We start from the raw sequence: 22723 nt of genomic DNA, 5'->3' as shown, positions 1-22723 counted from the left end.
CATGCCGGACCTGATCCGGCATCCAGCCACGACGCGTCTGCGTCGTGAGAAGACCCTTTTGCGATCAAAGACTTGATCGCGCTAGACCCCGGATCAAGTCCGGGGTGACGGAGTGGGGATGCGAAAACTTTGCAATCGATTCAGGTCGACAGATTCAGCAAAAAGCCCCGCTTTCGCGGGGCTTTTATTTTGTCTCAACTTCTCAGAGCACCGGCAATCAGAACTCCAGCGCGCGATCGCCGCTTTCGTCCTTGATGCGGTTCGGAAGACCGATCTTGTTCAGAAGGTTCAGGAACGGCTTCGGCGGCAGTTCTTCGACGTTTGCCATCTGCTTCACATCCCATTCGCCAGTGGCGATGAGCATGGCGGCGGCGACCGGCGGAACGCCGGCGGTGTAAGAAATGCCCTGCGAGCCGACTTCTTCATAGGCTTCCTTGTGGTCGGCCACGTTGTAGATGAAGACTTCGCGCTCCTTGCCGTCCTTGATGCCCTTGACGATATCGCCGATGCAGGTCTTGCCAACATAATCGGGCGCCAGCGAAGACGGATCGGGCAGCACGGCCTTGACCACCTTGAGCGGCACGACTTCCAGGCCTTCGGCGGTCTTGACCGGCTTTTCGGACAGGAGGCCGAGGTTCTTCAGCACCGTGAAGACGTTGATATAGTGATCGCCAAAGCCCATCCAGAAGCGCACATCGGCGCCGTCCATGTTCTTGGACAGCGAATGCACTTCGTCATGGCCGGTCATATAGGCCTTCTGCTTGCCGACGACAGGCAGGTCGAATTCCTGGCCGACTTCGAACATCTGGTTCGTCTGCCACTGGCCATTCTGCCAGGAGTAAACAACACCGGTGAATTCGCGGAAGTTGATCTCCGGATCGAAGTTGGTTGAGAACCAGCGACCGTGGCTGCCGGCATTGATATCGACGATATCGACCGAAGTGACCTTGTCGAAATACTCATCCTTGGCAAGACGCGCATAGGCGTTGACCACGCCCGGGTCGAAACCGACGCCGAGAATGGCGGTAATGCCCTTTTCCTTGCACTCTTCAGCGCGCTTCCATTCGTAGTTTCCGTACCACGGCGGCGTCTCGCAAATCTTGGTGGGATCCTCATGGATCGCCGTATCCATATAGGCAACACCCGTGTCCATGCAGGCACGAAGAACGGACATGTTGACGAAAGCCGAACCGACGTTGATGACGATTTCAACACCGGTCTGTTTAATCAAGGCTTTCGTCGCCTCGATATCCATCGCGTCAAGCGCATGGGCCTCAAGTTTCACATCTGTCTTGAGGCTCTTCTTTTCGCGTACGGACTCGACAATCTTGCGGCACTTTCCCAAGGTCCGTGACGCAATATGAATGTCTCCCAATACATCGCTGTTCTGGGCGCATTTATGCGCCACGACCTGTGCTACGCCACCGGCGCCGATGATCAGAACGTTCTTCTTCATTTCAGGTGATGCCTCCTTTTCCCCGCAGGGATGAGCTTCGTTTCATGTTAAAAACAGGGTTTAAGACAGGCTTTGCTCGAAATCGGCAAAGTCGAATTCACGAACGGCGCGCACGCTGCCGTCCAGTTCCTTGATGGCGATCGTCGGCATCTTGACACCGTTGAACCAGTTCTTCTTGACCATGGTATAGCCGGCAGCATCCTGGAAGGAGATGCGGTCACCGACCTTCAGCTCCTTGTCGAAACGGAAATCGCCGAAAATATCACCGGCGAGGCAGGACTTGCCGCAGACCATGTAGGGATGTTCGCCCTCGTTCGGCGAAACCTTGGCGCTCTCGCGATAGATCAAGAGATCAAGCATGTGCGCCTCGATCGAACTGTCGACGATGGCGAGGTTCTTGCCGTTGAACAGCGTGTCGAGAACGGTCACTTCGAGCGTCGTGCTCTTCGTGATCGACGCTTCGCCCGGCTCGAGATACACCTGAACGCCGTATTTTTCCGAGAAGGCGCGCAGACGGTCGCAGAACTGGTCGAGCGGGTAATCGTCTCCGGTAAAGTGGATGCCGCCACCGAGGCTTACCCATTCGGCGCGCGATAGCAGCGATCCGAATTTCTCCTCGATCTGCGTCAACATGCGGTCGAACAGGGAAAAATCGCTGTTTTCGCAATTGTTGTGAATCATGAAGCCGGAAATCCGGTCCATCACCTTGTCGACCTTGGCGACATCCCATTCGCCGAGACGGCTGAAGGGACGTGCGGGATCGGCGAGGTCGAAGCTCGAGGAGCTGACCTGCGGGTTGAGGCGCAGACCGCGCGTGATGCCAGATGCCTTGTCGGCAAAACGCTCCAGCTGACCGATCGAATTGAAGATGATCTTGTCCGCATTCGCAATCACCTCGTCGATTTCATAATCGGCATAGGCGACGGAATAAGCATGGGTCTCGCCGCCGAATTTCTCGCGGCCGAGACGGACCTCGTAGAGCGAGGACGAGGTGGTGCCGTCCATATATTGCGACATGAAATCGAACACCGACCATGTGGCGAAGCACTTCAGCGCCAAGAGCGCCTTGGCGCCGGATTTTTCCCGCACATAGGCAATCTTCTCCATGTTGCGAAGAAGTTTTGTCTTGTCGATGAGGTAATAGGGCGTCTGGAGCATGTCGTTTCACATATTGATTGAAGTCAAGGTACGTCTCGATGATGGGCCTTATAGGATGCTTGTGACAGGAAAACAAATGTCAGGCACCGAATTCCTCGAAAATCGCCCCCGAGCCGAAGTGCCAACAAGAAAACCCGTCCCGTTGCGGAACCAAGCCGGCATCGGCGCGTTTGACTGACGGACAGGCGGGTGTTTCGGCCGCCGAAACGAAGCTTCACGGACGACGGTGACGTGCCGTCGTCCCATCAATGATGTTCAGGAAGGACCTCACCTATGGCAAGCGTGCGTAGCAGCGTCAGCGACAAGATCCAGCAATCCCTCGAAAACGGCGATGCGGCCGATGTGGCAGCGCAGCTCGCCCAGCTTCGCGAAGATCTGGCTAGTCTTGCCAAAAGCGTGAAGGCGCTCGGCGTCGGCGCTTCGCATGAGCTGAAGGCGCAGGCCGCCCGTGTGGCCGATGACGCCCTCACCGCATCCGGAGAAATGGCCGACAGCGTCCGCAATGAAATCTCCACGCTCAACGACAACCTCACCGACCACGTCCAGAAGAACCCGCTTCAGTCGCTCGGCATCGCCGTCGGCGTCGGTTTCGTGCTCGCCCTTCTGACGCGTCGATAAGGCCGCGCTCATGCTTGAGGCATTGCTGGTCTATCTGGGGGAGACCCAGCGCGAGGGGCGTGTCGTTACACGGCGATTGCGCGCGACCATAATCCTGTCGGTGATGACCGGGATATTTTTTCTGATCGCCTTCATCGCCGCCGTGGTGGCGGGGTCAATCTATCTTGCCCGGCATGTGGGTGCAGGCCCTGCGGCGCTCGTCGTCGCAGGGACAGCGTTCCTGCTCGGCGTCATCATGCTGGTGGCGCTGGCGATCGTCAAACGTCCGAGGGTCTACGCCGCACGGCCCGCTGTCGCGCCTTTGACGGCGGCGCCGCTTGCCGCAGCGCCGCTCGCCCTGCAATCGCTGCTGACGCTGGCGATCCAGGCACGTCCCTATGCGACGCTCGCCGTGGCTGTCGCGGCCGGTTTCCTGGCCACAAGGGTCAATACGAAAAAGTCCAAGTAATTTCTTGGCGGCACGACAAGGCAAACCGCGCGTCCAGACGATGGATGCGCGGTTTTTTTTATGTTACCCGCGAAGGATAGAATGGTTGATGGCGTTACCCGCCACGCCGCCCTTATTTGAACAAAGTGACATACAGTCTCGGGCGGTCTCGGCGCGTCCGTAATTTTCTGAAAGGCAATTGATGAAGAAGAAAGTCCTTGTCGTCGGCGGTGCCGGCTATATCGGTTCGCACACCTGCCTTCTCCTGTCTGAGCGAGGATATGAACCGGTCGTTTTCGACAATCTGTCCAACGGGCACGAGGAATTCGTCCGCTGGGGGCCCTTCGAACAGGGCGATATTCGCGACCGGGCGCGGCTGGATGAGGTCTTCACCAAACACCGGCCGGAAGCCGTTCTGCATTTCGCCGCGCTGATCGAAGTCGGCGAATCGGTCAAGCAGCCCGTGGCTTTCTACGACAACAACGTCATCGGCTCGCTCAACCTCCTCTCCGCCGCCATCGATGCCGGCGTCACGGCATTCGTCTTCTCCTCCACCTGCGCAACTTACGGATTGCCGGAACAGGTGCCGATCGACGAGACGCACCGGCAGGCGCCGATCAACCCCTATGGCCGCACCAAATGGGTGGTGGAGCAGGCGCTGAAGGACTACAGCACCTATAAGGGGCTGCGCTCCGTGATGCTGCGCTACTTCAATGCCGCCGGCGCGGATTTCGAAGGCCGCATCGGCGAATGGCACAAGCCGGAAACCCACGCGATCCCGCTGGCCATCGAGGCCGCACTCGGCCGGCGTCAGGGCTTCAAGGTGTTCGGCACGGATTACGACACGCGCGACGGCACCTGCGTGCGCGACTATATCCACATTCTCGATCTCGCCGATGCGCATGTGCGGGCTGTGGATTATCTGCTTGCCGGCGGGGAGACCGTCGAACTCAACCTCGGCACCGGCACCGGCACCACGGTGAAGGAACTGCTGGCGGCGATTTCGGACGTTTCCGGCCGCCCCTTCCCCGTCGAATATACCGGGCGGCGCGACGGCGATTCCACGACACTCGTTGCCAATAACGACAAGGCGAAGGAGGTTCTCGGCTGGGAACCGCGTTATTCCCTGTCGGACATCATCAAATCCGCCTGGGCGTGGCATTCCTCCCGCAATGCCGGGGATTGAACAGCCGGCGGCCAAACATAAAAAAGACACCGGCCTGTTGGCCGGTGCCTCCTGCGGGACAGCTGATTGAAGCCGGTCCCGCTCCTGCCTCCCAGGGACGGGAATTAGGGCTTGGTGGCGGATGTCGTCGTGCTGTCAGGAGCCGCCGGCGTTGCCGCATTCTTTTCGCTGGCCTTCTGTTCCAGCGTCTTGAATTCGGGAGCGGCCTTCAGCGTTTCCGCCGTTTCGGTCGTGGTCAGGCGGATGGTGCCGTCCTGCGCGTTGCGCGTCATCGTTACCTTGTCCATCGGAACGGCAACGTCCTTTGCGCCGATACCCAGGAAGCCGCCGACGCCAATCACGGCCGCAACCAGACCACCGTCTTCTTCCATGATCAGGTTGGTGACGTTACCGATGCTTTCATCGGCAGCGGTATAGACCGCCTTGCCGATATAATCATTGGCGCTGACCTGCGTTTCGCCCTGTTCGGTGAGATAAGCGCCGCCTGTCGTTGTAGCCGCGCTGTCATTGGTCGAAGGAGCAGCAGGCGTCATCGGTGTGGCAGGCGGGGTTGCCGGCTCCGTCTGTACACTCGGGTTTGCCGGCGCAGGCTGGGTCGTGCCCTGAGCGATGGCCAGCGGCGCGAAAGCCGTCGTGCCCATCAGAGCGGCAGTGACGAGGATTGTAAGTTTCTTTGCCATTTCGTACCTTCCTTTCATCGTTCTCAACTGGCCGGCGGTGATGAATTTCATGTCCGCTCCTCGGCCGGTTCGTCTGGCAAACGGGTTGGTCGTTGAAATAGTTCCGATTTTTTCAACCGAGTCTGTGCGATTGTGACCGGCCGCAACAACCGAAGGTAAAAATCAGGCATTGCTAAAGGGGGACGGCACGGTATTATCCGTGTCGTAACAATGCCATGACTGCCGGAGTTTTTTGTATGCCTCGACCCGGCGACAGACTGAAAGACATGATCTCGGCTTTGCGTCGGCGCAGTGCGAATTTTTTCCCGACCGCCTCCATCGGCACCTATCTGGTGGTGATGGCTACCGTCATTACCCTGCCGCTCATTCTTTTCGGCGGCTATCTGATGCTGCGCCTAGAGGCGGAAAAACGCGACGACCTGCAACGGGAAACCATCGAAGATGTACGGGTGGTCTCCCGCAACATCGACCGCCGCCTGCAGGAAATCGCCACCTCGCTCAATCTCCTGTCGCAATTCCCGGAACTTGAGAGCGGCAACCTCGCCGCGTTTCAGGGGCGCGTCGCCGATAGTTTGAAACGGGAGGGCCTTTACGCCATTCTCGCCACCAAGGATGGTCAGCAACGTCTCAATACGCGCGTGCCCTATGGCCAGCCGCTCGGCAAGGTGCCGGCGGAAGCCAATCTGGCCAAAGCGATCGACTCCCGCCGCATCACCGTCTCGGACATGTTTTTCGGCTCGACCAGCAAGGAATGGGTGTTCAACGTCACCATGCCGCTCGGCCCGGACCTGGATCCCGCCGGAGACGCCCTGATCCTGACGCAGAATACCAGCGACCTGAGCCGGCTCATCCCCACGGAAAACCTGCCGCGCAACTGGGCGGTCGCCATCATTGACGGCAACAACCGCGTTGTCGTCTCAAGCGCGCCCGAAGAGGCGGAAGTGGGCAAGCCGTTTGTCACCCCCGATGTCCTTTCGGAAATGCAGGCCTTCAGCGGCAATTTTTTCGACGGCAAGGGTAACCTCTATGCCTATGCTCAATTGCCGGGCTGGCAATGGAAGACGGTGATGTGGGGTCCGCTCGCCGCAAGTCAGGCGGCGCTGATAGACACCTGGCGGCAGATGATGATCGGCAGCCTGATGCTGGTGCTGATTGCCATTGGCGGCGCCTATCTGGTCGGCCGGCAATTGCGCAGCTCCATTCGTGACCTGACCCTGATGGCCGAGCGCATCGGCGAAGGCGAGATCGTCGCGCCCGTCGATACCAAGATAAAGGAGGCCAATCAGGTCGCCATCGCGCTCTCCAACGCATCCTTCGACAGAAGCCAGTCGGAAGAGCGCCTGCAATTGCTGCTGCACGAGCTGGTTCACCGTTCCAAGAACATTCTGACGCTTGTTCAGGCGATGATACGGCAATTGGGACGCGAAAATAAAAGCATTCCGGAATTCCAGAAGGAGGTCGATCACCGCCTGCGCGGCCTTGGAATGTCGATCCGGGCGCTGGCGGAGGTACAATGGCAGGGTCTGCCGATCCGCAAGCTGATTGAAACCCACCTCGATGTTTTCGGAACCGTGGCACAGCGCATCGTGCTGGTGGGAGACGATTTCATGCTTTCCCCGGAAGCGGCACAGAATTTCGGTCTGGTGGTCCATGAGCTGACGACGAATTCCATCAAATACGGCTCATTGTCGGCTCCAGCGGGAAAAATTACCCTGCGCTGGCAGTCGCGTGAAAAAGACGGGCGGCAGATGATCCATCTCGTCTGGACCGAAACCGGCGGACCGCCGGCCAGAGAACCGAGCCGCAAAGGCTTCGGCACCACGGTCATCAAAAGACATGCGGAAGGCGCCTTCGGCGGGCAGGTGCTGACGGAATATCGTGAATCCGGCTTCGAGTGGTCGCTGGAAGCGCCGATGCGTTATTTCACGCCCAAACGGTCGGAACAGACAGGCACGCATTGAGGCCGAGACTTGCGGACCTATCCGCCGCGCAGACCGCAAAAGCCGAGGCAAAAATGGCTGGTATTTTGCGCAAAGTTAAAAAAACGCATTTTTTGGGAACCGAATCCGGTCGGGCGTGTTTTTACTGCAGGCCAAGCAATTCCCCCGTCCCCGCCTGAAGCTTGGCTGAAAATAAACAGGTTTCGCCCCTGAAAACCTGTCATAAAAATAGCACGGCTCTTTCATGAGCCGTGCTATTTGTTTTGGTTTTCATGAAATCAAAGATGAACCCGGCGCTGCGCGCGATATCGCGATTTCAGGCATCCGCGCCGTCGCCGGAAGGAAATTTCAGCCGGTAGACGATCCGCTCCGGCGTCAACTCGTATTCCGCGCTTCCCCCCAATGCGGACGGAACCACCTTTTCCAGCACCACGCTGCCGAAGCTGCCGCGCCGGGTCTCCGCCGGCTCTTTCGACGGCATCATCGGCTCATTCCATTCAACGATATAAAAATCACCCTCCTGACGGCATTGCAGGGATATGGGCGGGTGATAGGCGAGATTGCCGCTATGGCTGACGGTGTTGACGACCAGCTCATGGAAGGCGAGCCCGATATAAAGCGCGCCATTCGGATTGAGCAGCAGGTTTTCGCCTTCCATATGGATGAGGTTCGGATATTCCGGCACATAAAGATCGAATTGCTGGCGCAACAACTCGAATATGCGCGCGCCCCGCCAGTCCGAATCCGTAATGAGATCCTGACTCTGGGCGAGAGCGTGTAGTCTGCCGCGGAACTTGCGCAGAAAATCATCCTTGGTCAGGCTGAACCGGGCCGTCTGGCCGGCAAGGCTCTGGATGATCGCCAGGAGGTTCTTGGAACGGTGGCTGACCTCGCGCAGTAGCGAGCGCAGAAGCTGCTCGCGCCGCCTTTCCGCCGTCACCTCGCGAATGGTGGTTTTCATCACCACTTGGTTCGTCTGGTTAAGAGTGGAATGAACCTGAAACTGGAAGACGCGATCATTGCCGGCATTGACTTCCAGCATGCCGCGGCTGCCCGCCGTGTTCATGTCCTTCTTGAGATCGGCCAGTCGGGCGGAGAGATCGTTACCGAACAGATTTTCATCTGTGGGACGGGATTCTGCCGGAATTTTCCAGACATCCGGCAGATTGGCCACGAATATATAGTCGCGGTTCCAGTCCTGCAGCATGACTGTCTCACCCGAATCGAGCAAGGCGAGGACGAGCGAATCGTGAAGTTCGCTTTCGTCCCTCTCCGCGTTATGCCATGCCAGCCGATGCAAATTCGTCTCCTTGCAGAAAGCCGCGGGTGCAGCCCCACGACCGTAACCGCCAACGCCCGGGCACCAGAGTGGTTCCCGGTCAGTCTGCGGTTTCGGCAAAATTCACGCCGCGACGCGTGAGCTTTCGTTGAAAAACAGGGCCTGGCTGATAAGCGCTTTCACCATGTCCGGATTAAACGGCTTCGTCACAAGGAAGGTCGGCTCGGGCCGCTCGCCCGTCAGAAGACGCTCGGGGAAGGCGGTGATGAAGATTACCGGCAGCGTGGTCATCTGCAGGATGTCCTTCATTGCATCGAGACCGGAACTGCCATCGGCGAGCTGAATATCGGCAAGGATCATCTTCGGCTGGGTGCGATGGAAGAGATCGAGCGCTTCCGTATGGGTGCGGGCGATGCCCGTGACGCGGTGGCCGAGATCGGTGACCATCTGCTCGATATCCATGGCGATCAGAGGTTCGTCCTCGATGATCATGATATCGGTCGCCACCTGCCGGGCGATTTCAGAGGCTGCCTCATCGATCAGCTTGCCGACCTGATCTTCGGAGACTTTCAGAACCTCTGCGGTTTCCGAAGGTGTGAATTCTTCGACCGTGGTCAAAAGGAACGCCTGACGGGCCAGCGCCGGCACGGCGGAGAGGTTGGCCGAGGCGCGTTTTTCCCATCCCGACAGGTTTTCGTCGGTCTTAATATTGATCGTGACGGAACTAAAGATCGATACGAACAATTGATAGAGCGAAACGCGATCACTGCTTGTCTGCGGAAAAATGCTGATATCGGCGATCAGAGCTTCGAGTGTTGCCGCAACATAGGCATCGCCCGTCGATTGTGAGCCGCAAACGGCACGCGCGAACCTGCGCAGATATGGCAGGTGCGGTGCGATGCGTGTAGAAACTGACATGGAATTCTCCCCTTTCATGCGGTCTGCAACGCAAACCCACGATAGCAACGTGCGCGTTGCAAAAAAAGTTCCGGACCGCCGGAACTATTTTTTTCACGGCGCATTCTTTGCCACGACGCAAAAGGAATACCGGACGTTATGAGCATATTTCAATCGGACCAAGATCAGCCGGACAATTCGGCCGCCCCCCAGGTTCCACACTCCGGGCGGGCGGTGATTTCCCGTAAGCTCAGGGAGCTTTATGATGCCGTTCAGGATGAAGGCATCCCTGACAAATTCCTCGACCTTCTCGAAAAACTCGATGAAGCCGAAAGCAGAGCCAAAATGAAGGCTTCGGAGGAATGATGGCGAAAGAGCCGGAGCTGACAGAATACAACTTCAAACGGGAAATGCTGGCGGCGCTGCCAAACCTGCGCGCCTTCGCGATTTCGCTCATCCGCTCGCGGGACCGTGCCGACGACCTCGTGCAGGACACGATCATGAAGGCATGGGCGAAACAGGACAGCTACCAGCCGGGCACCAACATGCGGGCATGGCTGGTAACGATCCTGCGCAACGAGTTCTACAGCCAGATCCGCAAATCCGGCCGTGAGGTGCAGGATACGGATGGGGTCTATACCTCGCGCCTGTCGGTGCCGCCAGAACAGCATGGTTCGGTCGACCTTCAGGACTTCCGCGCGGCACTGGCAAAACTGCCGGACGACCAGCGTGAAGCGATCCTGCTGATCGGGGCTTCGGGCTTTGCCTACGAGGAGGCCGCCGAAATCTGCGGTTGCCCCGTCGGCACCATCAAGAGCCGTGTCAGCCGCGCAAGGCTGCGGCTGCAGGAGCTGCTCGGCATCGAAAACGAAAACGAGTTCGGCCCGGACGCGCAGATGACCGCGGTGACGGCGGCGGCCACGGCGCGCTGAGGAAAGTGAACATCAGAAACGGGCAGGCAAACGTCTGCCCGTTTTTTCATATCCGCTTTTCAGATGCCGGTTTCCTTGACCGATTGCATGACCACGAAGGTCGAGGTGTTGGCGACGGATGGCAGGCTTGAGATTTTCTCGCCGAGTACCCTTCGATACTTGCGGATATCGCTGGTGCGCACCTTCAGAAGATAATCGAAGGCGCCGGCGATCATGTGGCACTCCTCCACTTCCTTGATCTTGCGCACCGCCGCGTTGAATTCCTCCAGCGCCTTTTCGCGCGTATCGGAAAGCTTTACCTCGGCGAAGGCGATGTGATCGACACCGAGCTTCTGCGGATTGAGCATGGCGCGGAAGCCGAGAATATAGCCCTCGTCCACCAGCCGTTTCAGCCGTGTCTGGCAGGGCGTCTTGGAAAGACCGACCCTTTTCGAGAGCTGCAGCACGGACATGCGCCCGTCTTCGCTGAGCGCCTCGAGAATCTTGAGATCGAAGTGATCCAGATCGTCTGTTTTTTGACTATTTGCCATGTGATTTAACGCCATATCTCAAAAATAAAAGTTCATATTGCCTGTTTTATCCTGAAAATAGGGCCATAGCAATTTCTGCGGTGATGATATTGTCTGCGACAGGATGACAAGCGGCGGGCGGAGGACACGCTGCCGCCGAAGGTCTGTCTTCAACAGCGTTTTCAGGATTTTTCAGAATGGCCGATGGTGCAAGCAACGCCGGTGTAGTGGCGAACGGTATCTTCCAGAATTTTGCGCCGCCGGTGCGCGAGCAAAGCCTGCTGCGCAAGGCGATCACTGCCGCCTATCGTCGCCCCGAGGAAGAATGCCTGGCGCCGCTGATCGAGGCGGCTACGGTGACGGCGGAAGAAACGAAAGCCATTCGCGACACGGCCCGCAAACTGATCGAGGCATTGCGCGCCAAGACCAAGGGTACTGGCGTCGAGGGGCTGGTGCAGGAATATTCGCTCTCCAGCCATGAGGGCGTGGCGCTGATGTGCCTTGCCGAAGCGCTGCTGCGCATTCCCGACACCGCCACCCGCGACGCGCTGATCCGCGACAAGATCGCCCGCGGAGACTGGAAGTCCCATATTGGCGGCGGGCGCTCGCTCTTTGTCAACGCCGCCACCTGGGGCCTCGTCATCACCGGCAAGCTGACCTCGACGGTAAACGACAGCGGCCTTTCGGCGGCGCTGACCAAGCTGATCGCCCGCGCTGGCGAACCCGTCATCCGTCGCGGCGTCGATATGGCCATGCGCATGATGGGCGAGCAATTCGTGACCGGCGAAACGATCGGCGAAGCGATCAAGCGTTCGAAGCCGCTGGAAGAACAGGGCTTCCAATATTCCTACGACATGCTGGGCGAAGCCGCGACCACCGCCAAGGATGCGGAGCGCTATTACAAGGACTACGAAAACGCCATCCACGCCATCGGCAAGGCGTCTGCCGGGCGCGGCATCTATGGCGGACCGGGCATTTCCATCAAGCTTTCGGCTCTGCATCCGCGTTACGCCCGTGCGCAGGCGGAGCGGGTGATGGCGGAACTGCTGCCGCGCGTCAAATCGCTGATGCTGCTCAGCAAGAAATACGATATCGGCCTCAACATCGATGCGGAGGAAGCCGACCGTCTGGAACTGTCGCTTGACCTTCTGGAGGAACTGGCGCTCGACAAGGACCTCGCCGGCTGGAATGGCCTCGGTTTCGTCGTGCAGGCCTATGGCCGCCGCTGCCCCTTCGTTCTCGACTACATCATCGATCTCGCCCGCCGTTCGGGCCGCCGCATCATGGTGCGTCTCGTCAAGGGCGCCTATTGGGATGCGGAAATCAAGCGCGCGCAGGTGGACGGGCTGGAGGACTTCCCGGTTTTCACCCGCAAGGTCCACACGGACGTCTCCTACATTGCCTGCGCCCGCAAGCTGCTCGCCGCGCGCGATCTGGTCTTTCCGCAATTTGCGACCCATAACGCGCAGTCCATGGCGACGATCTACCATCTCGCCGGCCCCGGCTTCAAACTCGGCGATTATGAGTTCCAGTGCCTGCATGGCATGGGCGAACCGCTTTACAGCGAAGTCGTCGGCAAGAAGAAGCTCGACCGGCCGTGCCGCTTTTATGCCCCCGTCGGCACCCATGAGACGCTGCTGGCCTATCTCGTCCGTCGCCTGCTGGAAAACGGTGCGAACTCTTCCTTCGTCAACCGCATTGCCGACCCAGCCGTGCCGGTGGATTCCCTGCTGGAAGACCCGGTTGCCGTCGTCAAGGCCTATACCGTTCCCGGCGCGCGTCACGACCGCATCGCCGCCCCTGAAGGCCTGTTCGGCCCGGAACGCAAAAATTCCGCCGGCCTCGATCTTTCCAGTGAAACGACGCTCGCCGCACTGGACAAAACCCTGAAGGCAGGTGCTGCGACGGAATGGAAAGCGTCGGCACCGCAGGCGGGTGGCAAAACGCGCCCGGTTCTCAACCCCGGCGACCACAATGATATCGTCGGCCATGTGACGGAGCCGACTGAAGCCGATGTCGAAGCCGCCATGCAGCGGGCGGTGGCCTCTAACTGGCCATCCACCCCGGTGGAAGAGCGCGCCGCTTGCCTGGAGCGCGCCGCCGACGCCATGCAGGCCGAAATGCCTGCCCTGCTCGGCCTCATCATGCGCGAAGCGGGAAAATCCATGCCGAACGCCATTGCCGAGGTGCGCGAAGCCATCGACTTCCTGCGTTATTACGCGGCGGAAGCCCGCAGAAACTTCAAGACCGGCGAAACGCCGCTCGGCCCGGTCGTCTGCATCAGCCCGTGGAACTTCCCGCTTGCGATCTTCATAGGTCAGGTGACGGCGGCGCTGGTTGCCGGCAATCCGGTTCTTGCAAAGCCGGCCGAAGAAACGCCGCTGATCGCGGCCCAAGGCGTGCGCCTGCTGCATGAGGCCGGCGTTCCGCAGGATGCCGTGCAGCTTCTGCCGGGCGACGGCAAGACGGGTGCCGCACTTGTTGGTTCACCCCTTACAGCCGGTGTAATGTTCACAGGCTCGACGGAAGTGGCGCGGCTCATTCAGGGCCAGCTTGCCGGCCGGGTTCTGGCCAATGGCCAGCCGGTTCCGCTGATTGCCGAGACCGGCGGCCAGAACGCCATGATCGTCGATTCCTCAGCGCTTGCCGAGCAGGTGGTCGCCGATGTCATCGCATCCGCTTTCGACAGCGCCGGCCAGCGCTGCTCGGCATTGCGCATTCTCTGCCTGCAGGAAGATGTGGCGGACCGCACGCTGACCATGCTGAAGGGCGCGCTGCACGAATTGCGGATCGGCCGCACCGACAAGCTTTCCGTCGATGTCGGTCCCGTCATTACCGCCGAGGCGAAGGGCATCATCGAAAAGCATATCGATGGAATGCGCGGGCTCGGCCATCGCATCGAACAGATCACGCTTGCCGGCGAAACCGGCAAGGGCACCTTCGTACCGCCGACGATCATCGAGATGAAATCGCTCGCCGATCTGAAACGCGAAGTCTTCGGCCCGGTGCTGCACGTCATCCGCTTCAAGCGCGACAATCTCCACCGGCTGATCGATGAGATCAACGCTACCGGCTATGGCCTGACCTTCGGCCTGCATACCCGTCTCGACGATACGATCCAGCATGTGCTGTCCCGCGTCGCGGCTGGCAATCTTTATGTGAACCGCAACATCATCGGCGCGGTGGTCGGCGTGCAGCCCTTTGGCGGGCGCGGCCTTTCCGGCACCGGTCCCAAGGCGGGCGGTCCGCTTTATCTCGGCCGCATGACACAGGTTGCCCCAAAGATTGACCGGGTTGCGAGCCAGCAGGATCAGGCCGCAGTCGATCTTGCCCGCTGGCTGGATGAAAACGGCGAAACCGTTGCGGCCGAAGCCGCACGACAGACGGCAGTTCTTTCCGGCCTCGGTTTCGAAACCGAGCTGGCGGGTCCTGTCGGCGAGCGCAATGTCTATGCGCTGCATCCGCGTGGAAAGGTTCTGCTGGTTCCGGCAACCGAACAGGGGCTTTACCGCCAGCTTGCGGCAGCGCTCGCGACCGGAAACGCGGTTGTCATCGACAATGCTTCGGGACTGGAGAAATCCATTTACGGACTGCCGGCAACCGTGACCTCGCGCATCGCCTGGGCGGATGACTGGGAAAAATCAGCACCCTTCGCCGGCGCACTGGTCGAGGGCGATGCGGAGCGTGTCGTGGCCGTCAATAAAAAGATCGCCGCCCTGCCCGGCCCGCTGGTTCTCGTTCAGGCCGCGGCAACGGAAGCACTTTCCGGGGAAAGCCAGCCCTATAATCTTGACTGGCTGGTCGAAGAGGTTTCCGTCAGCGTCAACACCACGGCCGCCGGCGGCAATGCCAGCCTGATGAGCATTGGCTGATGATATCGTCCGGCGGGGTCTCGGCCCTGCCGGTCCACGCTTTATCCGTTGATTTCACCCCGGCCGAAGAGCTGGTTCAGAACCTGCTCTTCCAGCCTTGCGAATTCCGCAGTGCCATGACGGCGCGGGCGGGGCAGTTTCACATCGAGATCGAGCGCGATGCGCCCTTCATCGATGACGACGATGCGATCCGCAAGCGCCACGGCCTCGGAAACATCGTGGGTGACGAGAACGGCGGTGAATTTCTGCTTGCGCCAGATACGCTCCAGCAGAAGCTGCATTTCAATGCGGGTGAGCGCATCGAGCGCGCCGAGCGGCTCATCCAGCGCCAGGATTTGCGGATGGGCCACCAGCGCGCGCGCCAGCGCCACGCGCTGCTTCTGGCCGCCGGAAAGCACATAGGGCCATTCGCCAGCCCGGTCTTTCAGACCGACCTCTTCGAGAATTGTAAGCGCCTGTTCCTGCGCCGCCTCGCCCTTGGCGATGCCGGTCAGCCCCACGGAGACGTTGCTCGCGATACGTTCCCACGGCAGAAGACGCGGCTCCTGAAACATCATGCGGGTGCGGCTCGAAGCGTCCTTCGACACGGTTCCGGTGGTCGGGGTGTCGAGGCCGGCCAGAATACGCAGGAGCGTGCTCTTGCCGCAGCCGCTCTTGCCGATGATGGCCAGAAACTCGCCTTCCCGCACATCGAGATCGATACCGCGCAGAACCGGTTTGTCGCCAAAACTCTTCGCCACATTGCGGAAGCTGAAGGCGACCTTGCCTTCTGTCGTCTTCTCGCGTTGTTCGATTTTCGCCTGCGACGGGAGGGATGGCGGGGCATCCGGGCGTCTCAGCGTCGTAACATTGCCGGTCGACATGGGTTACCTCAGACTTTCTTGAAGGCTGGATGCCATTGCAGGAAGATGCTTTCGAGGAAGCGGGCGAAACTGTCGGCCAGCTTGCCGAGAAGCGCATAGATGAGAATCGACAGAACCACGACGTCGATCAGCAGGAACTCGCGCGCCTGCATGGCCATATAGCCGAGGCCGGACGAGGAAGAGATGGTTTCGGCGACGATGAGCGTCAGCCACATGATGCCGAGCGCATAACGCAGGCCGGTGAAAATGGCGGGCAGCGCGCCGGGCAGAATGACCCGCCGGAACAGCGTGAATGGCGACATGCCATAGGTACGGCCCATTTCCACCAGTTGCGGATCAACACCCTGAATGCCGAGCAGCGTGTTGATGTAGATCGGGAAAAACACCCCGAGCGCGACGAGGAAAAGCTTCGCCTCCTCATCGATGCCGAACCACAGGATGACGAGCGGAATGAGCGCCAGATGCGGAATGTTGCGGATCATCTGCAGCGTCGTATCGGTGAAGCTGCGGGAAAATTTGGAGAGGCCGTTGGCCAGCCCGAAGATGAAACCGATGGAGCCGCCAATGGCGAAACCGGCGAGTGCGCGGGCGGAACTGACGCCGATATTGGCGATAAGCTCACCCGAGAGCAGCAACCGCCAGAAGGCTTCCGCGACAGCGGAGGGTGCCGGCAACACATTGGCGGAAATCAGACCGGCACGCGCCGCCGCCTCCCAGCCTGCAAGAATGAGTGCGGGGAGCAGCCAGCCTGTGATGCCGCCAATCTCGATACGCTTTCCGGTGCTCATGGCATACCCTCCGGCTCTTGCTCAGTTCGTCGCGCCCGACCAGACGGCATCCTTGATGCTGATCTGTTTCGGGATCAGGCCGAGACGATAAAAGCGGTCGGCGGTTTCCTGCTGGCTGGCGACGATCTTGTCGTCGATCCTCGTAATGCCGAATTCCGAGCGGTTGGCGGCAAGCGTCTGCGCCTCCAGCGGCACGTCCGTCACCTCATGCAAAGCTGCGGCGACCTTGTCGCGGTTGGCGGCGGACCATTTCGCCGCCTCGCCCAGAGCATCGATGGTGATGTTGATCGTATCCGCATTGGATTTGGCGTAACCGCGATTGGCGAGGAAATAGGTGCTGACAGCAAGCACATCGCTGGTGCGGGCCAGAGTGACCGGCTTGTAGCGGGTTTCCGCAATCGCATAGAAGGGATCCCAGACGGCCCAGGCGTCGATCTTGTCGCTGGCGAAGGCGGCGGAAGCATCGGCGGGGCTGAGATAGACCACGTCGATGTCGCTGAATTTCAGGCCGTTCTTCTCGAGCGCCGCCACCAGCAGATTATGCGCGCTGGTGCCCTTGCCGACACCGACCTTCTTGCCCTTGAGATCGGCAACCGATTTGATGCCGCTTTCAGGCTTGGTGAAGATCGCTTCACCCTTGCCGTTCGAAGGAAGGGCCGCGACATAAACGATGGCGGAACCCGCCGCCTGACCGAAGATCGGCGGCGCATCCCCCGTCCAGCCGACATTGATGGAGCCGACATTCAGGGCTTCCACCAGCGGCGGGCCAGCGGTGAACTCAACCCAGGAAACCTTCACGCCCTTGGCCTCCAGCGCCTTTTCGATGACACCCTGCTGGCGGGCGATCACCGGCAGGCCGGTTTTCTGATAACCGATCTTCAGCTCTTCCGCCGCCTGCGTCTGCAGCGGCAGAACGGAGAATGCGGCGGCAACAAAAAGGCTGGCGGAAAGCGCGCGGCGGGTGATGGCTGGCATTTTATCTCCTTGTCACCAGCCCCTCTGGCCGGTTCACGATATGGAGCAATGCTAGGGTTTTCCATTAAAACGATAGAGAGACGATAATTCAATATGAGCAATATTGCGGGAATAAAATTCCGCGCAAATGCCTCTTTTCCGCAAATCGTCGCGGACACCCTCGTCTGACCCATCGAATAGAAATGCCGGCGCGGATGGAGCCGCGCCGGCATGATGGATCAATTTCTCTATGGAAGCGATTATTCGATATCGAAGGAAACGCCCTGCGCCAGCGGCAGCGCCTTGGAGTAGTTGATGGTGTTGGTGGCGCGGCGCATATAGGCCTTCCACGCATCCGAACCGGATTCACGGCCGCCGCCGGTTTCCTTCTCACCGCCGAAGGCGCCGCCGATTTCCGCACCCGAGGTGCCGATATTGACGTTGGCAATGCCGCAATCGGAGCCTTCCGACGACAGGAACCGCTCCGATTCCTGCATGTCGCGGGTGAAGATCGATGAGGAAAGACCAGCAGCGACAGCGTTATGGTCGTCTATCGCCTGATCGAGATCGCTGTATTTCATGACATAGAGGATCGGCGCGAAGGTTTCTTCCAGCACCGGTCCAGCCTGCTTCGGCATTTCGACCAGAGCGGGCTTGACGTAATAGGCATCCGGCGCACCCGTATCCACGCGGCCGCCGCCATTCACCACGCCATCATGCGCTTTCGCCGCTTCGAGGGCCTTCTGCATGCCGTCGAAAGCCGCCTTGTCGACCAGCGGGCCGACGAGTGCGGAGGTTTCCAGCGGGTTGCCGACGGAAACGGAGGCATAGGCCTTTTTCAGACGCGGCACGAGCTGGTCATAGACGCTGTCATGCACGAAGAGACGGCGAAGCGTGGTGCAGCGCTGGCCGGCCGTGCCCATGGCGCCGAAGGCGATGGCGCGCAGCGCCATGTCGAGATCGGCGGAAGGGCAGACGATGCCGGCATTGTTGCCGCCGAGTTCCAGAATGGCGCGGGCGAAGCGTTTCGCCAGACGCGGACCGACATCGCGGCCCATGCGGGTGGAGCCGGTGGCCGAGACGAGCGGCACCTTGGGATTGTCCACCAGAGCTTCACCCACGGCACGGTCGCCGATCAGAAGCTGCGAAAGACCTTCCGGTGCATCGCCGAAACGGGCGGCGGCGCGCTCGAAGATGCCCTGAACGGCAAGCGCCGTGAGCGGCGTCTTTTCCGAAGGCTTCCAGACCACCGAATTGCCGCAGACGATGGCAAGCGCCGCATTCCACGACCACACCGCAACCGGGAAGTTGAAGGCGGAGATGACGCCGACAACGCCGAGCGGATGCCAGGTTTCCATCATGCGATGGCCGGGGCGTTCGGTGGCGATGGTAAGACCATAAAGCTGGCGGGAAAGGCCGACCGCGAAATCGCAGATATCGATCATTTCCTGCACTTCGCCGAGGCCCTCGGAGGGAACCTTGCCCGCTTCGAGCGACACGAGACGGCCGAGATCGGCCTTGAAGGTGCGCAGTTCTTCGCCGAGCAGCCGGATCAGTTCACCACGGCGGGGCGCCGGCACATTGCGCCATGTCTTGAAGGCGGCATCGGCCCGGTCGATCACGGCTGCGACACCCTCGACCGAAACGGTCTTCAGGCTCGCGACCTGTTCACCCGTCACCGGGCTGAAGGAGGCCATATCGCCGCCGGTATAAAGATCGCGGGCAACGCCCATCCTGTCGAGCAGGGCCGCCGCTTCCTGTTTCACATCGAGCTTCGTGGTCGCATCCATGTCCATCGTCCTTTTGGCTTAAAAGGGGAGGAAAGGCCGTTTCGATACGGCGCTTTCAACTCCCGTCACTCTTCTTTCCCCGAATTTGCCATTCGTTCTGTGAAACTGGCGTTTTACACCGTTCCATTCTTTCCTGTAATCATATATGGCCATAATGACCCTTTTCCAATGAGGAAAGCGGGTAAGTTGATGCGAGAATGGAATGGATCCGCGCAGAAGACTGGTCCCTGACATCGTTACCCTGCAAGCGTTCGAATGCGCGGCACGGCATGGCAATTTTACGCGTGCGGCGGAAGAACTCAACCTTACGCAGAGCGCGGTGAGCCGGCAGATCGGCGAACTGGAAGCGCAGACCGGAATGCAGCTTTTCGAGCGCATCCGCAGGCGGGTCGTGCTTTCCGAAGCGGGGCGTAAATTCCTGCCCGATGTGCGGCGCCTGTTGCAGCAATCCGAACAGTTGATGGTGCGCGCGGTCTCGGCCGGAACTTCACACGCATCGCTTTCCGTCGCGACGCTGCCAACATTCGGCAGCCGCTGGCTGATGCCGCGCCTCCACCGCTTCATCGACGACAATCCGGAAATAACGATCACCATCGGCTCGCGCTCGCATCCCTTCGATTTTGATGAAGAAGGTTTCGATCTCGCCATTCACTACGGCCAGCCGGTCTGGGCGCATGGCACCTGCACATTTTTGTGCAACGAAGTGATCGTGCCGGTCGCAAGCCCCGCCCTGCTACGCCGCGCCAGCGTGAGCAAGCCACAGGATCTGACCGGGCAGCCGCTCCTGCATGTGACGACGCGGCCGAAACTATGGACGGAATGGCTGGAGATGAACGGGGTGACAGCCGAGAATGCCTATCAGGGAAGCCGTTTCGACCAGTTCTCGATGATCATCGAGGCAGCCGCAAGCGGCATCGGTTTTGTCCTTCTGCCGAAATATCTCATCGAGGCGGAACTTGCCTCCGGCCGCCTCGAAATCGTCTTCGACATTCCCCTTCAGACCGACAAGAGCTATTACGTCGCCCTGCCGGAAGGACGGCAGGACAATGCGCTGGCCCGCGCCTTTCAGACCTGGCTGCTCGATCAGGTCGGCAAGCCGGTGTAATCCGTCATCCGCTCAGTTCGAAGGGCGGAGGGAAACATCATCAAGTCCCGGAAGATCGGGGCCGACGGGCACGATTCGGGTCGGGTTGAGCGCCTTGATGGAATAATAACCACGCTTGATATGGTCGATATTGACCGTGTCGCGCACGCGCGGAATGGTCAGTATCCGCATCATATAGGCCTGAAGGGCGGGGTAATCTGCGATACGGCGAAGATTGCATTTGAACAGGCCATAATAGGCGGCATCGAAACGAACCAGCGTCACGAAGAGCCGGACATCCGTTTCGGTCAGCAGATCGCCGAACAGGAAAGGTCCGCCTGAGATGAGGCGGTTTTCGAGCTCCTGAAGCGTTGCGAACACATCGGTGAAGGCCTCTTCGTAGGCGACCTGCGTGGTGGCGAAACCGGTTCTGTAAACGCCGTTGTTGAGGCGCGGATAGACGTGGTCATTGAGAGCATCGATCTCATCGCGCAGCGCTTCCGGATAGAGGTCCACGCTATTATCGGCCAGATCGCCGAAACCGGAATTCAGCATGCGCAGAATATCGGCGGATTCGTTGTTGACGATGGTTTTCGTCTTTTTATCCCAAAGAACGGGCACGGTGGCGCGGCCGGTATAATGCGGATTCGCGCTGGTATAGACCTCATGCATATAGGTGAAGCCGTTGAGCGTATCGCGATCCGAACCCGGATAGTCGCCGAATTTCCAGCCCTCGTCTGAAAGGGCGGGCTCAACCACGGAAACGGAAATCACCTCCTCCAGCTTCTTCAGCTTTCGGCCGATCAGCGTGCGCGATGCCCATGGGCAGATCAGCGCGACGTAAAGATGATAACGGCCGCTTTCGGCCGCAAAACCGCCCTCACCCGTTGGCCCCGCCGAACCGTCAGGTGTCACCCAGTTGCGGAAGCCGGAGGTCTGGCGAACGAAGCCGCCCTTCCTGTCGGTTGCCTGCACCGGATGCCATTCGGCGGTCCATTTTCCATCCACGAGCATTTGCGGCTCTCCGTTCATCTAAAGATGAAAGCCTTATGGGCCGGGTTGCCGCCGCTTCACAAGCCGCGCTTCGGTTGACGCACTGTTTCCGATCAAGGGTGAATTCAGAGGCGATTGCGGAAAAACGGGTTCCAGCGCACGGTGCCAAGCCTCACCTTTTCGCGGATCATCGTCAGCAGTCCCGATGCGGCGATGACGGCCAGACCAAGCACGGCGACAGCATCCGGATATTCGTGGAAGAAAGCCATGCCGATCGCCACGGCCCAGAGGATTTGCGAATAATGCGACGGCGCGATCTGGCTTGCTGGCGCGATGCGGGTTGCGACCAGAAGGGTGATCTGCCCCGTGGCCGTGCAAAGGCCGATGAAGGCGAAGGCCAGGAGCTGGTGCAGGTTTGGCATGACGAATTCGGGGATGGAGGCAATGCCGTTGAAGGTGAGACCGTAGATCAGCAGCACGCCCATGATCGAAGTACGCTTTTCCTTGCCCGCAAGCGAGCGCAGCAAAACGATGGTCATCGCCGCCAGGAAGGCGACGCCGATGGCGGCGAAATGCCCGAGTTCGAGTGTCTTAAAGCCCGGCCGCACGACGAGGATGACACCGACGATGCCGGCCAGAACCGCCGCCCAGCGCCATGGGCCGATACTCTCCTTCAGCACGACGGCGGAAAGCACGGTCACGAAGAGCGGCGACAGGAAGATCAGCGCATAGGCTTCCGCCAGCGGAATGGTGGTGAAGGCATAGATGCCGAAAATACCGGCGAAAAGGCCGGAGATGGCGCGCCCGTGCACGGCGAAGGGCCGGCTCATGCGCCAGAATTCGCGCCACCTTTCCTCGCGCGGTTTGCTGAAGAAGATGAAGATGCCGGAAAACAGAATGCTGAAGAAGCCGATTTCGAAAACGCTGATCTGCGATCCAAGCGACTTGATGGTGGCATCGCCCATGGAAAAGGTCGCATAAGCGAACAGACCGAGCAGAAAACCCTTTTGCATTTGAACGTCCCCAAACACCGACCGCAACGCAAAGCATCCCCCGGCCGCGCGGAACGCGACCCGGACGCCCCTTTCAAGGGACACACAGTCTGGCAGATTTGATCCTCACCCTATGGCTAGACCCGGCTACCTATGAGTGCAAGCCGCAAAAGAAGTAAAATTGCCCGATTGGACCCGGCCAGTGCAAATGGCTGCAAGGTGCGGCAAATTTGTCCCGCCATGGCCATCACATCCCCGTCATGGAAAGAGGTTAGCCGGTGTTCATCGTGGCGCTTGGCGGCGGG

At 59.8% G+C, this 22723-nt stretch carries 20 protein-coding genes; 8 read left to right on the top strand and 12 right to left on the bottom strand.

Annotated elements, in window-relative coordinates:
- Positions 1 to 217 precede the first annotated feature (217 nt).
- Both F3H58_RS23355 and nspC read right to left on the bottom strand, forming a co-directional pair.
- Entirely contained in the window at positions 218 to 1456 is a 1239-nt protein-coding gene (locus F3H58_RS23355) for a saccharopine dehydrogenase family protein (RefSeq protein WP_149743944.1), read from the bottom strand.
- Positions 1457 to 1516: 60 nt separating this feature from the next.
- Positions 1517 to 2614 (bottom strand): carboxynorspermidine decarboxylase, encoded by a 1098-nt coding sequence (nspC, locus tag F3H58_RS23350; protein WP_149743943.1) that lies wholly within the window; start codon positions 2612 to 2614, stop codon positions 1517 to 1519.
- A 273-nt stretch (positions 2615 to 2887) separates the two neighbouring features.
- On the opposite strand from nspC, the gene F3H58_RS23345 reads away from it, so the two are divergent.
- The 3 genes from F3H58_RS23345 to galE all read left to right on the top strand — a co-directional run bounded on the left by F3H58_RS23345 (position 2888) and on the right by galE (position 4845).
- Entirely contained in the window at positions 2888 to 3232 is a 345-nt protein-coding gene (locus F3H58_RS23345; RefSeq protein ID WP_003522534.1) for an ElaB/YgaM/YqjD family protein, read from the top strand.
- A gap of 10 nt (positions 3233 to 3242) precedes the next feature.
- Positions 3243 to 3680 (top strand): hypothetical protein, encoded by a 438-nt coding sequence (locus F3H58_RS23340; RefSeq protein ID WP_149743942.1) that lies wholly within the window; start codon positions 3243 to 3245, stop codon positions 3678 to 3680.
- Between the two features lie 181 nt (positions 3681 to 3861).
- Positions 3862 to 4845 (top strand): UDP-glucose 4-epimerase GalE, encoded by a 984-nt coding sequence (gene galE, locus F3H58_RS23335; RefSeq protein ID WP_149743941.1) that lies wholly within the window; start codon positions 3862 to 3864, stop codon positions 4843 to 4845.
- Between the two features lie 104 nt (positions 4846 to 4949).
- On the opposite strand, the gene F3H58_RS23330 is transcribed toward galE, so the two are convergent.
- Positions 4950 to 5525: a PRC-barrel domain-containing protein gene (locus F3H58_RS23330; RefSeq protein ID WP_149743940.1), complete on the bottom strand. Its 576-nt coding sequence runs from the start codon at positions 5523 to 5525 to the stop codon at positions 4950 to 4952.
- A gap of 236 nt (positions 5526 to 5761) precedes the next feature.
- On the opposite strand from F3H58_RS23330, the gene F3H58_RS23325 reads away from it, so the two are divergent.
- Positions 5762 to 7486: a sensor histidine kinase gene (locus F3H58_RS23325; RefSeq protein ID WP_188129043.1), complete on the top strand. Its 1725-nt coding sequence runs from the start codon at positions 5762 to 5764 to the stop codon at positions 7484 to 7486.
- A gap of 295 nt (positions 7487 to 7781) precedes the next feature.
- On the opposite strand, the gene F3H58_RS23320 is transcribed toward F3H58_RS23325, so the two are convergent.
- On the bottom strand, positions 7782 to 8765 hold the full coding sequence (locus F3H58_RS23320; RefSeq protein WP_142845681.1) for a sensor histidine kinase: 984 nt from the start codon (positions 8763 to 8765) through the stop codon (positions 7782 to 7784).
- A 102-nt stretch (positions 8766 to 8867) separates the two neighbouring features.
- Positions 8868 to 9662, bottom strand: a complete 795-nt coding sequence (locus tag F3H58_RS23315) for a response regulator (protein ID WP_003522529.1) — start codon at positions 9660 to 9662, stop codon at positions 8868 to 8870.
- A gap of 138 nt (positions 9663 to 9800) precedes the next feature.
- Between F3H58_RS23315 and F3H58_RS23310 the strand changes: the two genes are divergently transcribed.
- Both F3H58_RS23310 and F3H58_RS23305 read left to right on the top strand, forming a co-directional pair.
- Complete coding sequence (locus F3H58_RS23310) at positions 9801 to 10007, top strand: NepR family anti-sigma factor (protein WP_003522527.1); 207 nt, start codon at positions 9801 to 9803, stop codon at positions 10005 to 10007.
- On the top strand, positions 10007 to 10573 hold the full coding sequence (locus F3H58_RS23305) for a sigma-70 family RNA polymerase sigma factor (RefSeq protein WP_065657313.1): 567 nt from the start codon (positions 10007 to 10009) through the stop codon (positions 10571 to 10573). Before F3H58_RS23310 ends, F3H58_RS23305 begins: the two co-directional genes overlap by 1 nt.
- A 59-nt stretch (positions 10574 to 10632) precedes the next feature.
- Here F3H58_RS23305 and F3H58_RS23300 read toward each other — a convergent pair whose 3' ends face one another.
- The gene (locus F3H58_RS23300; RefSeq protein ID WP_003522526.1) at positions 10633 to 11103 is read right to left on the bottom strand and encodes an Lrp/AsnC ligand binding domain-containing protein; all 471 of its coding nucleotides are present in this window, start codon (positions 11101 to 11103) and stop codon (positions 10633 to 10635) included.
- 176 nt (positions 11104 to 11279) lie between these two features.
- On the opposite strand from F3H58_RS23300, the gene putA reads away from it, so the two are divergent.
- Positions 11280 to 14954, top strand: coding sequence for a trifunctional transcriptional regulator/proline dehydrogenase/L-glutamate gamma-semialdehyde dehydrogenase (gene putA, locus F3H58_RS23295; protein ID WP_149743938.1), 3675 nt, complete (start codon positions 11280 to 11282; stop codon positions 14952 to 14954).
- Positions 14955 to 14995: 41 nt separating this feature from the next.
- Here the strand turns inward: putA and F3H58_RS23290 are convergent, their stop codons facing one another.
- From F3H58_RS23290 to amaB, 4 genes are all read right to left on the bottom strand, one after another.
- On the bottom strand, positions 14996 to 15817 hold the full coding sequence (locus F3H58_RS23290; protein WP_149743937.1) for an ABC transporter ATP-binding protein: 822 nt from the start codon (positions 15815 to 15817) through the stop codon (positions 14996 to 14998).
- Between the two features lie 8 nt (positions 15818 to 15825).
- Positions 15826 to 16605, bottom strand: coding sequence for an ABC transporter permease subunit (locus F3H58_RS23285; RefSeq protein WP_149743936.1), 780 nt, complete (start codon positions 16603 to 16605; stop codon positions 15826 to 15828).
- A 21-nt stretch (positions 16606 to 16626) separates the two neighbouring features.
- The gene (locus F3H58_RS23280; protein WP_149743935.1) at positions 16627 to 17580 is read right to left on the bottom strand and encodes an aliphatic sulfonate ABC transporter substrate-binding protein; all 954 of its coding nucleotides are present in this window, start codon (positions 17578 to 17580) and stop codon (positions 16627 to 16629) included.
- A 239-nt stretch (positions 17581 to 17819) separates the two neighbouring features.
- Entirely contained in the window at positions 17820 to 19349 is a 1530-nt protein-coding gene (amaB, locus tag F3H58_RS23275; RefSeq protein ID WP_188129042.1) for an L-piperidine-6-carboxylate dehydrogenase, read from the bottom strand.
- A 202-nt stretch (positions 19350 to 19551) separates the two neighbouring features.
- On the opposite strand from amaB, the gene F3H58_RS23270 reads away from it, so the two are divergent.
- On the top strand, positions 19552 to 20454 hold the full coding sequence (locus F3H58_RS23270) for a LysR family transcriptional regulator (protein WP_149743933.1): 903 nt from the start codon (positions 19552 to 19554) through the stop codon (positions 20452 to 20454).
- 12 nt (positions 20455 to 20466) lie between these two features.
- On the opposite strand, the gene F3H58_RS23265 is transcribed toward F3H58_RS23270, so the two are convergent.
- Positions 20467 to 21447 carry a glutathione S-transferase family protein gene (locus F3H58_RS23265; protein WP_149743932.1) on the bottom strand — a complete coding sequence of 327 codons (981 nt, stop codon included), beginning with the start codon at positions 21445 to 21447 and terminating at the stop codon, positions 20467 to 20469.
- Between the two features lie 104 nt (positions 21448 to 21551).
- Entirely contained in the window at positions 21552 to 22439 is an 888-nt protein-coding gene (locus F3H58_RS23260) for a DMT family transporter (protein ID WP_104679831.1), read from the bottom strand.
- Positions 22440 to 22723: the final 284 nt, after the last annotated feature.

It is taken from the genome of Rhizobium sp. NFACC06-2 (assembly GCF_900101425.1).
GTDB classification, from domain to species: domain Bacteria; phylum Pseudomonadota; class Alphaproteobacteria; order Rhizobiales; family Rhizobiaceae; genus Agrobacterium; species Agrobacterium leguminum.
This window is presented reverse-complemented; position numbering and strand designations above follow the sequence as displayed.

Excerpts from the sequence above, each read along its gene's own strand:
- F3H58_RS23355 (WP_149743944.1), bottom strand. The coding sequence starts at position 1,456 with ATGAAGAAGAACGTTCTGATCATCGGCGCCGGTGGCGTAGCACAGGTC.
- nspC (WP_149743943.1), bottom strand. The coding sequence starts at position 2,614 with ATGCTCCAGACGCCCTATTACCTCATCGACAAGACAAAACTTCTTCGC.
- F3H58_RS23345 (WP_003522534.1), top strand. The coding sequence starts at position 2,888 with ATGGCAAGCGTGCGTAGCAGCGTCAGCGACAAGATCCAGCAATCCCTC.
- F3H58_RS23340 (WP_149743942.1), top strand. The coding sequence starts at position 3,243 with ATGCTTGAGGCATTGCTGGTCTATCTGGGGGAGACCCAGCGCGAGGGG.
- galE (WP_149743941.1), top strand. The coding sequence starts at position 3,862 with ATGAAGAAGAAAGTCCTTGTCGTCGGCGGTGCCGGCTATATCGGTTCG.
- F3H58_RS23330 (WP_149743940.1), bottom strand. The coding sequence starts at position 5,525 with ATGGCAAAGAAACTTACAATCCTCGTCACTGCCGCTCTGATGGGCACG.
- F3H58_RS23325 (WP_188129043.1), top strand. The coding sequence starts at position 5,762 with ATGCCTCGACCCGGCGACAGACTGAAAGACATGATCTCGGCTTTGCGT.
- F3H58_RS23315 (WP_003522529.1), bottom strand. The coding sequence starts at position 9,662 with ATGTCAGTTTCTACACGCATCGCACCGCACCTGCCATATCTGCGCAGG.
- F3H58_RS23310 (WP_003522527.1), top strand. The coding sequence starts at position 9,801 with ATGAGCATATTTCAATCGGACCAAGATCAGCCGGACAATTCGGCCGCC.
- F3H58_RS23305 (WP_065657313.1), top strand. The coding sequence starts at position 10,007 with ATGGCGAAAGAGCCGGAGCTGACAGAATACAACTTCAAACGGGAAATG.
- F3H58_RS23300 (WP_003522526.1), bottom strand. The coding sequence starts at position 11,103 with ATGGCAAATAGTCAAAAAACAGACGATCTGGATCACTTCGATCTCAAG.
- putA (WP_149743938.1), top strand. The coding sequence starts at position 11,280 with ATGGCCGATGGTGCAAGCAACGCCGGTGTAGTGGCGAACGGTATCTTC.
- F3H58_RS23290 (WP_149743937.1), bottom strand. The coding sequence starts at position 15,817 with ATGTCGACCGGCAATGTTACGACGCTGAGACGCCCGGATGCCCCGCCA.
- F3H58_RS23285 (WP_149743936.1), bottom strand. The coding sequence starts at position 16,605 with ATGAGCACCGGAAAGCGTATCGAGATTGGCGGCATCACAGGCTGGCTG.
- F3H58_RS23280 (WP_149743935.1), bottom strand. The coding sequence starts at position 17,580 with ATGCCAGCCATCACCCGCCGCGCGCTTTCCGCCAGCCTTTTTGTTGCC.
- amaB (WP_188129042.1), bottom strand. The coding sequence starts at position 19,349 with ATGGATGCGACCACGAAGCTCGATGTGAAACAGGAAGCGGCGGCCCTG.
- F3H58_RS23270 (WP_149743933.1), top strand. The coding sequence starts at position 19,552 with ATGGATCCGCGCAGAAGACTGGTCCCTGACATCGTTACCCTGCAAGCG.
- F3H58_RS23265 (WP_149743932.1), bottom strand. The coding sequence starts at position 21,447 with ATGCTCGTGGATGGAAAATGGACCGCCGAATGGCATCCGGTGCAGGCA.
- F3H58_RS23260 (WP_104679831.1), bottom strand. The coding sequence starts at position 22,439 with ATGCAAAAGGGTTTTCTGCTCGGTCTGTTCGCTTATGCGACCTTTTCC.